A 14328-nucleotide genomic window follows, 5' to 3' on the forward strand; every position below is an offset into this window, starting at 1 on the left:
CGGGGCGGGTGTCACCGGATGCCGCGTGTCGTTGCCGGTCAAGACGTGCGTGCGGCGGGCCGGGTTGCCTGTGAGGCGCAGATCACTGGGCGGGCCGCGGTACGGCGGGCCGTCGGGGCGCCGCGGGCGGGCGGCGGGGGAGGGGGCCGCGCCCGCGCTCGGCCCGGCGCCTCCGTCTCCAGCAGTCCCTCCCGGTGGGCGATCGCCACCGCCTCCGTGCGGCCGGCCGCGCTCAGCTTCGCCAGGATGCCGGAGACGTGGACGCTTGCCGCCTTGCCGCTGATGAACAGCTCCTCGCCGATCTGCCGGTCGCTGCGGCCGAGGGCGAGCAGCCGCAGGACGTCCCGTTCGCGGGCCGTGAGGACGGCCGGTCCCTTCCGGCCGGACGCGACGGGCGCCGGGCGGCCCCGCCGGACGAGGGCGTCCACCCGCGCCGGCAGCGGCGCCGCCCGCAGTCGTACGGCCGTCTCCCGGGCGGGGCTGCCGGGCGTCAGCGGTTCAGCGACCGCGCCCAGTCGTCCGGCACCCGCCCCGCCGGGCCGGGCACGGGCTGGTCCAGGGGGTGGCAGGACGGCTCCGCCAGGTCCGGGCCGGACTCGTACAGCTCGTCGCCGTCGTAGTCCCAGAACCAGTCCTCGCCCGGCTCGAAGCTCTGCACCAGGGGATGTCCGGTGGACTTCCAGTGCGCGGTGGCGTGCTGGGCGGGGGAGGAGTCGCAGCAGCCGATGTGGCCGCACCGGGCGCAGCGCCGCAGGTGGAACCACCAGCCGCCGCTCGCGTCGCACTCGACGCAGCCGGTGCCGCTCGGCGGGACGCTCGGATCGAGGGCGTGGGCGTCGGTCATACGGGCTCCTCGGCGGTGTGGGAGGCGGTCTCGGAGGTGCTTTCTGTGCCGGTGCCGGTGCCGGTGCCGGCACCGACGCCGGCGTCGGTCGTGGCGGGCGGCGCGGTCAGCGGCAGCAGTACCTGGAAGCGGGTGTCGCCCGGCGCGGACTCGACCTGGAGGCTGCCGTGGTGCTTGTTGACGACGATCCGCCAGGAGATGTCCAGGCCGAGGCCGGTGCCCTCGCCGACCGGTTTGGTGGTGAAGAAGGGGTCGAAGATCCGGCTGCGGATGTCCGCCGGGATGCCGGGCCCGGTGTCGCCGAACTCGACCAGCAGCCGGTCGCCCTCGCGCGCGGTCCGCACGGTCAGCGTGCCTTCCCCGCCGGCGCTTTTGATGGCGAAGACCGCGTTGTCGACGAGGTTCGTCCACACCTGGTTCAGCTCCGCCGGGTACGCGGGGACGTCCGGCACGTTGCGGTCGTAGTCCTTGACGACCTCGATGCTCTGTCCGATCTTCCCGGACAGCATCAGCAGGGTGCTGTCGAGGAGTTCGTGGACGTCGACGACCCGGTAGGGGGCGCGGTCGAGCTGCGAGTACTGCTTGGCCGCGTCGACTAGATGGGAGATCCGGTTGGTGGAGTCGTCGATCTCGTCCATCAACAGCTCGGTCTCGACAGTGTAGTTGAGCCAGCCGATCGCGTTGGGCAGGATGTCGGCCGCCACGGCCGCCGCGACCTGCTCCAGCCAGTCCACGTCGAGTCCGGCCTGCACGAACGTCGGCGCGATCCGCCAGCCCTCCGGGATGCCGTGGTCGTCGAGCCAGTCGGTCAGCTCGTCCTCCCGGTCGGAGGCCTCCAGGGGGCTCAGCACCGGGGCCTTGGCGACCCGTTCGGCGGTGCGCTCCTGGATCTCGATCAGTCCGGCGAGCACCTCGCGGGAGTAGGCGCCCTGCGAGATCACGGCGAGCTTGTGCCGCATCTTCGCCACCCGCTCCCGCAGCGTCGCCGTGGCCCGTACGGCCGCGGCGGCCGGGTTGTTCAGCTCGTGCGTGAGCCCGGCCGACAACGAGCCGAGCGCCAGCAGCCGTTCACGCTGCCCGACGGCCCGCTGGGTGCTCTTCGAACCGAAGAACAGCCCCTCCAGCAGGTGCGCGGCCATCGGGAACCACTCCTGCATGACGTCCGAGAACGACTGGGCGGGCAGCACGAAGAAGCGGGTCGGCTCGGTCACCCGCATCGAGTTGTTGTAGACCTGCGGCACCCGGTCCCCGAGGTAGGCCTGCATGGCGCCCCCGTACACACCGCGCTGCGAGGTGCGGCTGACCTCGACGTCGTCGCCCCCGACCCGGCGGTACAGCACCACCGTGCCCTCGATCATCACGTAGAAGCAGGTCGCCGGGTCGCCCTCGGTGTAGACCGGACCGGCCTCGAACCGTTCCACCCGCCCCTCGGCGCACAGCCGTCCGAGCTGCTCGGGGGAGAGCTTCTCGAACAGGAACAGCGTGCTGATCTCGGCCGTGTCGCAGGGCATCGGCGTCCCGCTCACGACTGCTCCAGATAACGGTGGACGAGCATGACGGCCATGGCTCCCTCTCCGACGGCGGACGCGACGCGCTTGGCGGACTCGGCGCGCGCGTCGCCCGCCACGAACACGCCGGGGATGTTGGTCTCCAGGTGGTACGGCGGCCGGTCCAGCTCCCATTCCGCCGGCGGCCGCCCGTCCGGGGTGAGGTCCGGCCCGGCCAGGATGAACCCGCGCTCGTCGCGCAGCACGGTGCCGTCCAGCCAGTCGGTCAGCGGGGCCGCGCCGATGAACACGAACATCCACTGCGCGTCGACGAGTTCGCTCGCCCCGCTGTCCACGTCCCGCAGCGTGAGCCGCTCCAGGTGCTGCTCCCCGTGCGCGGCCTCCACGACGGTACGGGTGCGCACCGAGATGTTCGGCGCCTCCTCGATCTGCTGGATCAGGTAGTACGACATCGACGACGCCAGGGACTCGCCGCGCACCAGCAGCGTCACCGACTTGGCGCCCCGCGCCAGGTACATCGCCGCCTGGCCCGCCGAGTTGGCGCCGCCCACGATGTACACGTCCTGCCCCTGGCAGGAGGCCGCCTCGGTCAGCGCCGAGCCGTAGAACACCCCGCAGCCGGTCAGGTCGTCGCAGCCCGGCGCCAGGAGCTGCCGGTACGACACACCGGTCGCCAGGATCACGCTGTGCGCGGCGACCGCCGAGCCGTCGGAGAACCGTACGACGCGGGCGGGGCCGTTTACCTCGAGTCCCGTCACCTCGCGCGCGGTGAGGATCTCGGCGCCGAACCTGGTGGCCTGGCGGCGGGCCCGGTCGGTGAGCTGTGCGCCGGACACGCCGTCGGGGAAGCCGAGGTAGTTCTCGATGCGGGAGCTCTGCCCGGCCTGCCCGCCGGTCGCCGACCGCTCCACCAGCACCGTCCGCAGCCCCTCCGAGGCGCCGTAGACGGCCGCGCCGAGCCCGGCCGGGCCGCCGCCGATCACCACGAGATCGTAGAACTCGGCCTCCGGGGTCGTCGCCAGCCCCACGTGGGCGGCCAGCTCGGGGGCGTCCGGCTCGGTCAGCGGGGTGCCGTCGGGGGTGATCACCAGCGGCAGCCGCCGGCCGTCGGCGCCGGCCGCGGCGAGCAGCCGCCGCCCCTCCGGTTCGTCGGAGGAGTACCAGCGGTAGGGGACCTGGTTGCGGGCCAGGAACTCCCGCACGTCGGAGGAGCGCGCCGACCAGCGGTGCCCGACGACCTTGGTGGCCGGCACGGGCCGGTGGTCGCTGGTGCGCCAGGCCGCGAGCAGGTCGTCCAGGACCGGGTAGAGCTTCTCCTCCGGCGGGTCCCACGGCTTGAGGAGGTAGTGGTCGAGGTCGACCACGTTGATCGCGTCGATCGCCGCGTTGGTGTCGGCGTACGCGGTCAGCAGCACGCGCCGCGCGCCGGGGTACACGTCCAGCGCCTGTTCGAGGAACTCGATGCCGTTCATCCGCGGCATGCGGTAGTCCGCGAGGATCACGGCCACCAGGTCGCCCCGCAGCTTCAGCTCGCGCAGGGCGTCCAGCGCGGACTCGCCGGACTCGGCGCGCACGATCCGGTACGCGCCGCCGTAGCGGCGCCGCAGGTCGCGGGCGACGGCGCGGGAGACCCCCGGGTCGTCGTCCACGGTCAGGATGACGGTCCGCGCGGTCTCGGCGGCCTGTGCCATACGTCTCCCACCCCGAGGGTTCAGGACTCGCGGCACGGCGGGCCCCGCGCCGGTTCCCGCCCATCGTATGTTCGATCGCCCGCGTCCGCTCCGGGGCCGGTGGGGCCGTGCGCTCCCGGTACAGGACGGGGCACTGTCGGTCTACACGGCACGGCGCCCGCCGGCCGACGGGGGCGGGGGCGGGGGGCGGGGGTCGGGCGCGCGCGGTCGGACCGGGACGGGTCCCAGCCCCCGCGGGCGCTCAGCACGCAGAACTCGTTGCCCTCGGGATCCTCCGGCACCACCCAGGTCTGCTCGCCCTGCCCCACGTCGGCGGGGCGCGCCCCCAGGGACAGCAGCCGGTCGACCTCCGCGCGCTGGTCCTCGGGCCGGAAGTCCAGATGCAGCCGGTTCTTGACCGTCCTGGCCCCGGGCACCGACACGAACAGGGGGCCCGGCAGCCGGTCCGGGGCCGGCCCGATCTCGAACTCGGCGTCGGCGTCGGCGGCGTCGGCGTCGACCACGACCCGGCCGAGGGCCCCGGCCCACCAGCGCCCCGGCGCCACCGGATCGGCGGCGTCGATGATCACCTGTCCCGACTCCGAGGTCATGACCGGAAGGCCAGTGGTGAAGACTGGACCCGACGAATCGATTCGGTGGAGCGAAGCGGGGAGGCGGCGGGATGACGGGCCCGATCACGGCAGGGGTCGACGGAACGGAAGAGAGCCTGGCGGCACTTGCCTGGGCGGCGAGGGAGGCCGTACGGCGGGATCTGGCGCTGCGGGTGGTGCACGCCTGGCGGTTCCAGCCGGACACGGCGGCCGAGGTGGCGGACCGGGGCGCCCAGCGGGACTGGGTGCGGGCCGCCGTCCGGGAGGCCGTCAGCGAGGTCTCGGGACGCCACCCTGGGCTGCGGGTGACCAGCGACGTCCTGGAGGGCGAGCCGGCGGACACACTGGTCGCCGCCGCGGCGGAGGCGGAACTGCTGGTGCTGGGCTCGCGCGGGCACGGCGCGGTCGTCGGCTTCCTGCTCGGTTCGGTCGGCCAGCAGGTGATCGCCGAGGCCCGCCGCCCGGTCGTCCTGGTGCGGGCCGGGGACAAGGCCGGCTCCGAGGTGGCCGGGCACGAGATCGTGGTCGGCCAGCACGGCTCGCCCGAGGACAGCGCGCCCGCCCTGCGGTTCGCGTTCGAGACGGCGGCCGCCCGCGGCGCCTCCGTCCGCGCGGTGCGGGCCTGGACCCTGCCCCCGGTGTTCTCGTACAGCCCCGCCTCGCTCAAGCTGCTCGACGACGCCGGCGGCCTGGAGCCGTACGAGAAGAAGGCGCTGGCCGACGCCCTCGCCCCGTGGCGCGAACGCTTCCCCGACGTACCGGTGGTGGAGCACGTGGAGATCGGCAGCGCCGGCCAGGTGCTGCTGTCGGTGTCCGGGCGGGCCCAGCTGGTGGTGGTCGGCCGGCGGGCCCGCCGTACCGCGGTCGGCGCCCGGATCGGCTCGGTGGCGCACGGCGTGCTGCACCACGCGGACTGCCCCGTGGCCGTGGTCCCGCACGAGTGACGCGGGCCGGACCCCGGCTCCCCGGGCGTCCGGCTCACTCCGGCGTCGTCGGCTCCAGGGTCTCCCGCGCGCGGGGCAGGATCCTGGCGATGTAGTCCTGCACGGCCGTGTCGAGGCCGATGTCGTGCTGTGCGCGCTCCGACAGGTACCAGCGGTGTTCGAGGAGTTCGTGGTAGATCTCCGCCGGGTCCATGGAGCCGCGCAGTTCGAGCGGCACGGCCCGCACGGTCGGCCGGAACACGTCCCGCACCCAGCGGTGCGCCAGCACCTCGGGGCGGGCGGCGAGGGGGTCGCCCGGGGCGTAGTCGTCCTGGGTGGCCATCCAGCTCTCCAGGTCGTTCAGCAGCCGCCTGGCCTGGTTCTCCTCGGTGTCCAGGCCGGTCAGCCGCAGCAACTGCCGCTGGTGGTGGCCCGCGTCGACGACCTTCGGCACGAAGGTGACCGTGTCGCCGTTGGAGGAGTGCTCGATCTGCATCTCCGCGACGTCGAAGCCCAGCTCGTGGAGCCGGCGGATGCGGCGCTCGATGTAGTGGTACTTGCCCGCCGGGTAGACGGAGGTGCGGGTCAGCTCCTGCCACAGCCCCTGGTAGCGGGCGCAGATCTCCATGCCGAACTCGACCGGGTCGACCGACGGGTGCAGGGCGCCGGAGGCCTCCAGGTCGAGCAGCTCGCCGCTGATGTTCACGCGGGCCAGGTCGAGGTCGTAGTCACGCTGTCCGGGGCTCAGCTGCGGATGCAGGTCACCGGTCTCGGCGTCGACGAGGTACGCGGCGTAGGCGCCCGCGTCGCGCCGGAACAGGGTGTTGGACAGCGAGCAGTCGCCCCACGCGAACCCGGCCAGGTGCAGCCGCACCAGCAGCACCGCCAGGGCGTCCATCAGCCGGTGCATGGTCGCCGGCCGCATGGTCGTCTCGAACATCGACCGGTACGGCATCGACCCGCCCAGGTGCCGGGTGACCAGGACCGGCTCCAGCGGGTCGCCCGCCGGGTCGGCGCGGCCGGTGACCACGGCCAGCGGGTCGACGGCCGGGATGCCCAGCCGGTCCAGGTCGCGCAGCAGCTCGTACTCGCGCAGCGCCGGGCGCTCGGCCAGTTCCTTGACGGCGATCACCTCGTCGCCGGCGCGGGCGTAGCGCACCACGTGCCGGGAGATGCCGCGCGGCAGCGGTACGAGAATGTCCTCGGGCCACTCCTCCAGCGGAAGCTGCCAGGGCAGCTCCAGCAGGAGGGCCGGGTGCTCCGGGTTGGTGGCGCTGATCTGCAAAGCCATGGCCTGACCTTAGACGGCGTGTTCCCGGGCCCGCTGGGCAGCCTCGCGCACGGACCCCCGGTGCACCGGCCCGTGGCCGGGCAGCAGGGTGTCGGCCGCCAGGGACCCGATCACGTCCAGCGAGGCCAGCGCGCGGGCCCGTTCGTGGTGGAACATGCCGGGCAGCAGCTGCGGCCCCCGGATCCGCGAGGTGGCGTGCCCGCTGACCAGCGCGTCACCGGAGACGAGGATCCCGGCCTGCGGAAGGTGGAAGACGGTGTGGCCGTCCGTGTGGCCGGGGGTGTGCACGGGCACGGGCCGGCCCGGCAGGTCCAGCGCGCCGGTGCTGCCGGTGGCGGCGGGGAACGGCTCCGGGGCGGTGACCGGGTGCTGTTCGGTGCCGCCGGAGCGCAGCGCGTGCACCATCCACGGCAGGACCCCGGGCCGCCAGGCGTTGCGCAGCACCGTGCCGACGCTCACCTGCTGGAGGAAGTCCCTCCGGGCGTGCGGGACTTCGGCCGGATGCAGCTGGACGGGCGTGCCGTACGCGGTGCGCAGGTGTTCGGCGGACCCGAGGTGGTCGTTGTGCGCGTGGGTGACGAGGACGGCGGTGACCGCCCGCGGTGAACTGCCCACCGCGGCGAGGGAGTCCAGCAGCCGCTGCCGGTCCGCCGGGTAGCCGGTGTCGATCAGGGTGACGGCGTCGCCCTCGGTGAGGATCACCCAGTTGGTGTTGCTGCCGTGCACCAGATAGGTGCCGTCCGCGACCTGCCGTACGTCTGCCCGCATGATCGTCCCGTGGGTGAGGTCCGTGCCCGACGGGGACAGCAAAGCAGATCGCCGGCGGGCGACGACGCCGGGGCGGATCCGCGGTCCGGTTCCCGGCCGCTCCGGGTTCCCCGCGACGTCCGGTGCCGCCGCTCCGGCCGTGGCTCTGGCCGTGGCTCTGGCCGTGGCCGTGACTGTTGCTGCTGTTGTTGTTGTCGCGAGCCTTTCGATACACGAATGCATCGGATACATTCCCGTATCGAACGGAGGCCCGACATGGCGGAGGAACGGACGACGAGGCGTGTCACCCGGCGCCGGGTGCGCACCCGGGCCAACCTCCTCGACGCCGCCTTCGAGGTGTTCGCCGCCAAGGGCTTCGGGCGGGTCTCCATCGAGGAGGTCTGCGAGGCCGCCGGCTACAGCCGGGGCGCCTTCTACTCCAACTTCGCCAGCCTGGACGAACTCTTCTTCGCCCTCTACCGGCAGCGCGCCGACCTCATCGCCCGGCAGGTCGCCGAGGCGCTCGCCGGGGACGGACCAGGCCTCGACGTCCCCGCGTCCGTGGACCGCGTCACCGAGGTGCTGCTCCTCGACCACGACTGGCTGCTGGTGAAGACGGACTTCCTCGTGCACGCCGCCCGCGACCCGGCCGTCGCCCGGACCCTGCTCGAACACCGCGCGACGCTCCGCGGCGCCATCGCCGACCGGCTCGGCCGCGACCGCGGTCCCGACGCACTGCCCGCCGTCCTCGGCGGCGCCGACGCCGCCGCCCGCGCGGTGGTCGCCGCCTACGACGGGGTCACCACCCAACTGCTGCTCGACAAGGACGTGGACGGTGCCCGTGCCTGGCTCAAGCAGCTCCTCACCGCGCTGCTGACCGAAGGCGGCGCCCACCCCGGGAGCATCCCGGAGCGCCACCCCGCAAAAGCCCCCGCAAAAGCCCTCGAGAAGCACCCCGAATGAGAAAGGCAACGGTCGCCATGGACGCGGACGTCATCGTCGTCGGAGCGGGCCTCGCCGGCCTGGTCGCGGCGCACGAACTCACCAGCAGGGGCAGGCGGGTCGCCCTGGTCGACCAGGAGAACGCCGCCAACCTCGGCGGCCAGGCGTTCTGGTCCTTCGGCGGGCTGTTCCTCGTCGACTCGCCCGAGCAGCGGCGCCTCGGCGTCAAGGACTCCTTCGACCTCGCCTGGAGCGACTGGCAGGGCAGCGCCCGGTTCGACCGCACCGACGACGAGGACTCCTGGGCGGTGCGCTGGGCTCGCGCCTACGTCGAGTTCGCGGCGGGGGAGAAGCGGACCTGGCTCGCCGGGCACGGCATCTCCTTCGTACCGACCGTCGGCTGGGCCGAGCGCGGCGACCTGCGCGCCGACGGGCACGGCAACTCCGTGCCCCGCTTCCATGTCGCGTGGGGGACCGGCACGGGCGTCGTCGAGCCGTTCGTGCGGTACGCCCGGCAGGCCGCCCGGGACGGGCTGCTCACCTTCCACCACCGTCACCGCGTCGACGAGCTGGTCGTCGAGGGCGGCGCCGCACGGGGCGTACGCGGCACGGTCCTCGCGCCCGACGACTCGCCGCGCGGTGTCTCCTCCAGCCGCGAGCGCGTCGGCGACTTCGAGCTGACCGCCCAGGCCGTCGTCGTCACCAGCGGCGGCATCGGCGCCAACCACGACATGGTCCGCCGCCACTGGCCCGAACGCCTCGGCACCCCGCCCGCCGAGATGGTCACCGGCGTCCCCGCCTACGTCGACGGCCGCATGCTCGACATCAGCGCCGAGGCCGGTGTGCGGCTCGTCAACCGCGACCGCATGTGGCACTACACGGAGGGCGTCCGCAACTGGGACCCCATCTGGCCCGGTCACGGCATCCGCATCCTGCCCGGCCCGTCCTCGATGTGGTTCGACGCCCTCGGCCGCCGCCTGCCCGACCCCTGCCTGCCGGGCTACGACACCCTCGGCACCCTCCGGCACCTGCGCACCACCGAGGACATCGCCGGGTACGGCCACTCCTGGTTCGTCCTCACCCGGAAGATCGTCGAGAAGGAGTTCGCGCTGTCGGGCTCCGAGCAGAACCCCGACGTCACCGCCAAGGACCGCAAGGCCGTCCTGCGCGACCGCATCATCGGCAAGGGCGCGCCGGCCCCCGTGCAGGCCTTCCTCGACCGCGGTGCGGACTTCGTCGTCGCCGACACCCTGGACCGGCTGGTCGAGAAGATGAACGGCCTGACGGACGAGGCACTGCTCGACGCCGACGGCCTGCGCCGCCAGATCCGTGCCCGCGACCTCCAGATGGCCAACCCGTACGGCAAGGACGCCCAGGTGCAGGGCATCCGCAACGCCCGCCGCTACATCGGCGACCGCCTCGGCCGCGTCGCGACCCCGCACCGCATCCTCGACCCCGCGGCCGGACCCCTCATCGCCGTCAAGCTGCACGTCCTCACCCGCAAGACCCTCGGCGGCATCCAGACCGACCTGGACTCGCGCGCCCTCGGCGCCGACGGCAGCCCGATCGAGGGCCTGTACGCGGCGGGCGAGGTCGCCGGGTTCGGCGGCGGCGGCGTCCACGGCTACAACGCCCTGGAGGGCACCTTCCTCGGCGGCTGCCTCTTCTCGGGGCGCGCGGCGGGACGGGCGGCGGCACGGCAGACGGGGTGAGGCCGGGACCGGCCTGCCCCCGGCGACTGCGGTGCGGCGCCCCCCTGGCCGGTACCGGGCGCCGCACGGAGCCGGCCGAGGACCGCCGCCGTGAAGGGGTCGACCGGGTACCGCCGCCGTGAAGGGGCCGGCCGGGGACCGGGCTGAGCCCCGGCCCGGGAGGCCGCGCGCTCGCGGCCCGGGCGGGGGTGCGCTCCACCGTCGGGCCGCCTGCCCGGCCCCAGGGCCGGGCAGGCGCAGAGCCCCAGGGCCGGGCAGGCGGCCCGTCCTCAGCCGAGGAGACGGGCCAGGACCGCCGCGTGGCTGTGTTCCGGCTCCTTCACCGCGGTGAGCAGGGTCACCGGCCCCGAGGCCGCCAACTCCCTCACGTGACACAGGAGTTCTTCCGCCTCGGGCTCGGTCAGCTCGGCCTCGTAACGGCGCACGAACTCCTCGTGGGAACCGTCGCCCCCGTGGTACCAGCGGCGCAGCTCGTTCGACGGGGTCAGTGCCTTGGGCCACTCGTCGACCCGCGCCGCCTCCTTGGCCAGACCGCGCGGCCACAGCCGGTCGACGAGGACGCGGACGCCGTCCTCCGGCTCGGGCGGTTCGTACACGCGGCGTACGCGGACACTCATGGGCGGCCTCTCCACGGGGCGGGCGGTGGTGCCGAGGGTAAGCACGGACCGTCCGCCCGCGCCGCACGGCTTGACCTGAACGAGGGCGAATCCGAAGGGCCCGGTGCCTAGTCTGATCATGTTTGACCACCAGTCACCCCCCAGGAGCGCACGTGACACACCTCCGCAGACGCCCCGCCCTCCTCGCGGCCGTACCCGTGGCCGTGGCCGCACTGCTCACGGCCGCCGACCCCGCGCTCGCGGCCGGTCCGGTGGGCACGCCCGGTGTCGGCGACCCCTACTTCCCGCTCGCCGGGAACGGCGGCTACCACGTCGGCCACTACGATCTGACCCTCCGTTACGACCCGGCCACCCGGCACCTCGACGGCAAGGCGGTCCTCACCGCCCGCGCCACCCGGTCACTGAGCCGCTTCGACCTCGACCTCAACGGCCTGAAGGTCACCGCCCTGACCGTCGACCACGTCAAGGCCGGTCACCGCCGCGACGGCCAGGAACTCGTCGTCACCCCGCGCCGCGCCCTGCGCAAGGGCGCGCGGTTCCAGGTGACCGTCACCTACTCCGGCACCCCCGGCCCGGTCACCGACCCCGACGGCTCCCCCGACGGCTGGATCCCCACCGACGACGGCGCGTTCGTCGCGGGCGAGCCGCAGGGCGCCATGACCTGGTTCCCCGCGAACAACCACCCCACCGACAAGTCCTCGTACGACTTCACCATCACCGTCCCCGAGGGCCGTACGGCCGTCGCCAACGGCGTCCTCCTCGGCAAGCGGACCGCGCACGGGAGGACCACCTACCGCTGGCGGCAGGCCGAGCCCATGGCCGCCTACCTCGCCACGGCCACCGTCGGCACCTTCCAGGTCCGGCAGTACACCACCCGCGACGGCATCAGGGTCTACGACGCCGTCGACCCCCGCGAGGCGACCGCCGCCCGGCCCGTGCTGGCGAAGCTGCCCTCCGTGCTCGCATGGGGGAGCGGCCTGTTCGGCCCGTACCCGTACCGCGCGGCCGGGTCGATCGTGGACCACGCCCCGGACGTCGGCTACGCCCTGGAGACCCAGACCCGGCCCGTGTACGACGGCGCGCCCGACCTGAGCACCCTCGTCCACGAGAGCGCCCACCAGTGGTTCGGCGACTCCGTCTCCCTCACCTCCTGGAAGGACATCTGGCTCAACGAGGGCTTCGCCACCTACGCCGAGTGGCTCTACGACGAACAGCACGGCGGCGCGAGCGCCCAGGCCGCCTTCGACGCGCTGTACGCCCGCCCGGCGAGTGACGGCCTGTGGGAATTCCCGCCCGGCGACCCCGGCAGCGGCGCGAACATCTTCGGCACGCCCGTCTACGCCCGCGGCGCCATGGCCCTGCACGCCCTGCGCACCACGGTCGGCGACCGCGCCTTCTTCCGCGTCCTGCGCGCCTGGGCGTCCGACCACCGCAACGGCCACGGCACCACTGCCCAGTTCGAGCGCCTGGCGGAGAAGATGTCCGGCAAAAACCTCGACAACCTGTTCAGGACCTGGCTGTACGCCCAGGGAAAGCCCAACCGGCCCTGAGGACCCGACCGGTTCCTCACGCCTCTCGGCCGAGGTCGAGTCATGATCACGCACCGCGCCCGTGCCGCGCCTCTCCCCGCGCCCGGCACCGGCTTCGAGGGCGAACCGTCGGCCGGTTCCTTCGCCTGCGTGATCGCCATCGACTGCAACCGCAAGCCCGGCACCTCACTGCTGGACTGGACCCGGCCGCCGGGCGCCGGGCGCGGCGGGGGCATCTGGATCCACGTCGACCACGGCGGGCCCACCCACGGCTGCGTCGGCATCGCCGAGCGGCAGATGAAGGAACTGCTCCTCGCCCTCGCCCGCCACCCGGTCGTCGTCATGGGCGACCGGGCCTCCCCGGCCCGCTGACCGCGGCCCACGGCGGCACGGCACGGGCGGCGAGCACGCCGGGCGCCGGGAGCGTGTTCACCCTGCGGCCGCCCGCCGCCCGCCGCCCGCCGCCGCGGCACCGCGGGACGGCTGAACCGGCGGGGGCCTCGTGGCACGGCCGGCGGTGACCGGCGCGGCGCGAGGAGACGGCCCGGCAGGAGGCGCGACGGCCCGACGCGCGGGGCGGGCCGGTGAGAACCGGCCCGCCCCGCGCGGGGATCACGAACTGCGGCGTGCCCTGATGCGCCGCTTGAGGGCGCGCCGTTCGGTCTCGCTCGTGCCGCCCCAGACGCCGAGGCCCTGATCGGTCTCCAGCGCCCATTCCAGGCACTGTTCCCGCACCGGGCAGCCCCGGCAGACCGCCTTCGCCTGCTCGGTCTGCAGAAGTGCCGGACCCGAGGTGCCGATCGGGAAGAAGAGTTCCGGGTCCTCATGGCGGCACGCGGCGCTCTGTCGCCAGTCGTCCATCGAAGTCACCTGCGATCGAAGTCGTGTGCGGTTCCGGATACTTGCTCCTGATCGGGTCACCGGCAGGACGGAAGTGAAACCGGGCCGCACGGACCGGTGGCCGCGGCCCCGGCCACCCGCTCAGCCCCGCAGGGTCTTCGCCGCCGTCTCCGCGACGGCGGTCGTCACGGCGGCCAGCGCGGGGGAGTCGAGCTTCCACTGCTGCCAGAACAAGGGGACGTCGAGGGGACGTTCCGGCGCGAGGGAGACCAGACGCCCGGCCGTCAGCAGCTTCCGGGCCTGCAACTCGGGCACCATGCCCCAGCCGAGCCCGGCCGCCACCGCGTCGAGGAAGCCCTCCGAGGTCGGCACGGCGTGCCGCAGCCGGCTCGCACCGTCGGGGCCGCGCCGCAACCGCCGTACGAACGCGTCCTGGAGGTCGTCGCGGCGGTCGAAGGTGACCACGGGCGCCCGCGCGAGCCCCTCGCCCAGCGGCACGCCGTCGAGGAACGCGGCGGCGAAGCCGGGACTCGCGGCGGCGAAGTAGCGCATCGAGCCCAGCGACCTGACCGAGCAGCCGGTGACGGCGTCCGGCAGGGAGGTCACCGCGGCCATCACCAGGCCCTCACGCAGCAGTTCCGCCGTCCGCGTCTCGTCCTCCCGGTGCAGTTCGAAGCAGAACGGCGGCTCGCGCGGTACGCGGGTGAGGGCGGGCAGGAACCAGGTGGCGAGCGAGTCCGCGTTGACCGCCACCGTCACCCGCGTCGGCTCCCCGGCACCACTCATGCCCAGCTCGGACCGCGTGTCGCGCTCCAGCCGGGCCAGCTGCCGGGCGAACCGCACGACGATCTCCCCGGACTCCGTCGGCCGCACCGGCTTGGTGCGCAGCAGCAGGACCCGGCCGGTGCGCTGCTCCAGCGCCTTCACTCGCTGGCTGACCGCCGACGGCGTCACGTGCAGGGCGGCGGCCGCGGCGTCGAAGGTGCCCTCGTCGACCACGGCGAGCAGGGTGCGCACCTGGTCGAGGGGAAGATCTGTCATCACGATCGCTAATGATACGTAAGAATCTTTAGCTGGTCCCACAGTGATTCGCT

General features: G+C 73.8%; 12 protein-coding genes and 3 pseudogenes. 5 read left to right on the forward strand and 10 right to left on the reverse strand.

The features are described from left to right. Positions 1–170 precede the first annotated feature (170 nt). From ACIP5W_RS04995 to ACIP5W_RS05015, 5 genes and pseudogenes are all read right to left on the reverse strand, one after another. Positions 171–476: pseudogene (locus ACIP5W_RS04995) on the reverse strand (LuxR C-terminal-related transcriptional regulator); the annotation flags it as partial. 14 nt (positions 477–490) lie between these two features. Then, complete coding sequence (locus ACIP5W_RS05000; RefSeq protein ID WP_401466817.1) at positions 491–844, reverse strand: UBP-type zinc finger domain-containing protein; 354 nt, start codon at positions 842–844, stop codon at positions 491–493. Beyond that, positions 841–2355 (reverse strand): ATP-binding protein, encoded by a 1515-nt coding sequence (locus ACIP5W_RS05005; RefSeq protein ID WP_401466999.1) that lies wholly within the window; start codon positions 2353–2355, stop codon positions 841–843. The genes ACIP5W_RS05000 and ACIP5W_RS05005 overlap by 4 nt, the downstream gene beginning before the upstream one ends. An 11-nt stretch (positions 2356–2366) precedes the next feature. Further along, positions 2367–4043 carry an FAD-dependent oxidoreductase gene (locus ACIP5W_RS05010; RefSeq protein ID WP_401466820.1) on the reverse strand — a complete coding sequence of 559 codons (1677 nt, stop codon included), beginning with the start codon at positions 4041–4043 and terminating at the stop codon, positions 2367–2369. A 233-nt stretch (positions 4044–4276) separates the two neighbouring features. Further along, positions 4277–4633, reverse strand: a pseudogene (locus ACIP5W_RS05015) (VOC family protein); the annotation flags it as partial. A gap of 71 nt (positions 4634–4704) precedes the next feature. On the opposite strand from ACIP5W_RS05015, the gene ACIP5W_RS05020 reads away from it, so the two are divergent. Further along, positions 4705–5577, forward strand: coding sequence for a universal stress protein (locus ACIP5W_RS05020; RefSeq protein ID WP_401466823.1), 873 nt, complete (start codon positions 4705–4707; stop codon positions 5575–5577). Between the two features lie 34 nt (positions 5578–5611). On the opposite strand, the gene ACIP5W_RS05025 is transcribed toward ACIP5W_RS05020, so the two are convergent. Together ACIP5W_RS05025 and ACIP5W_RS05030 are read right to left on the reverse strand one after the other, a co-directional pair. Further along, positions 5612–6847 carry a DUF4032 domain-containing protein gene (locus ACIP5W_RS05025; RefSeq protein ID WP_401466826.1) on the reverse strand — a complete coding sequence of 412 codons (1236 nt, stop codon included), beginning with the start codon at positions 6845–6847 and terminating at the stop codon, positions 5612–5614. Positions 6848–6856: 9 nt separating this feature from the next. Then, a complete protein-coding gene (locus ACIP5W_RS05030; protein ID WP_401466828.1) occupies positions 6857–7615 on the reverse strand; it encodes an MBL fold metallo-hydrolase in 759 nt (252 codons plus the stop codon). 255 nt (positions 7616–7870) lie between these two features. On the opposite strand from ACIP5W_RS05030, the gene ACIP5W_RS05035 reads away from it, so the two are divergent. Both ACIP5W_RS05035 and ACIP5W_RS05040 read left to right on the forward strand, forming a co-directional pair. Further along, entirely contained in the window at positions 7871–8557 is a 687-nt protein-coding gene (locus ACIP5W_RS05035; RefSeq protein ID WP_401466831.1) for a TetR/AcrR family transcriptional regulator, read from the forward strand. 17 nt (positions 8558–8574) lie between these two features. Then, on the forward strand, positions 8575–10248 hold the full coding sequence (locus tag ACIP5W_RS05040) for an FAD-binding dehydrogenase (RefSeq protein ID WP_401467002.1): 1674 nt from the start codon (positions 8575–8577) through the stop codon (positions 10246–10248). Between the two features lie 269 nt (positions 10249–10517). On the opposite strand, the gene ACIP5W_RS05045 is transcribed toward ACIP5W_RS05040, so the two are convergent. Next, positions 10518–10865 (reverse strand): DUF488 domain-containing protein, encoded by a 348-nt coding sequence (locus ACIP5W_RS05045; RefSeq protein WP_401466834.1) that lies wholly within the window; start codon positions 10863–10865, stop codon positions 10518–10520. 152 nt (positions 10866–11017) lie between these two features. Here ACIP5W_RS05045 and ACIP5W_RS05050 point away from each other — a divergent pair, with 152 nt between their 5' ends. Continuing rightward, positions 11018–12415: a M1 family metallopeptidase gene (locus ACIP5W_RS05050; RefSeq protein ID WP_401466837.1), complete on the forward strand. Its 1398-nt coding sequence runs from the start codon at positions 11018–11020 to the stop codon at positions 12413–12415. Positions 12416–12445: 30 nt separating this feature from the next. Beyond that, positions 12446–12766, forward strand: a pseudogene (locus ACIP5W_RS05055) (hypothetical protein); the annotation flags it as partial. Between the two features lie 240 nt (positions 12767–13006). Here the strand turns inward: ACIP5W_RS05055 and ACIP5W_RS05060 are convergent. Next, the gene (locus ACIP5W_RS05060; RefSeq protein ID WP_401466840.1) at positions 13007–13255 is read right to left on the reverse strand and encodes a WhiB family transcriptional regulator; all 249 of its coding nucleotides are present in this window, start codon (positions 13253–13255) and stop codon (positions 13007–13009) included. A gap of 120 nt (positions 13256–13375) precedes the next feature. Next, positions 13376–14275, reverse strand: coding sequence for a LysR family transcriptional regulator ArgP (locus ACIP5W_RS05065; RefSeq protein ID WP_401466843.1), 900 nt, complete (start codon positions 14273–14275; stop codon positions 13376–13378). Between the last annotated feature and the right edge of the window lie 53 nt (positions 14276–14328).

The organism is Streptomyces sp. NPDC088766, assembly GCF_044750845.1.
In the GTDB taxonomy this organism is placed as follows: domain Bacteria; phylum Actinomycetota; class Actinomycetes; order Streptomycetales; family Streptomycetaceae; genus Streptomyces.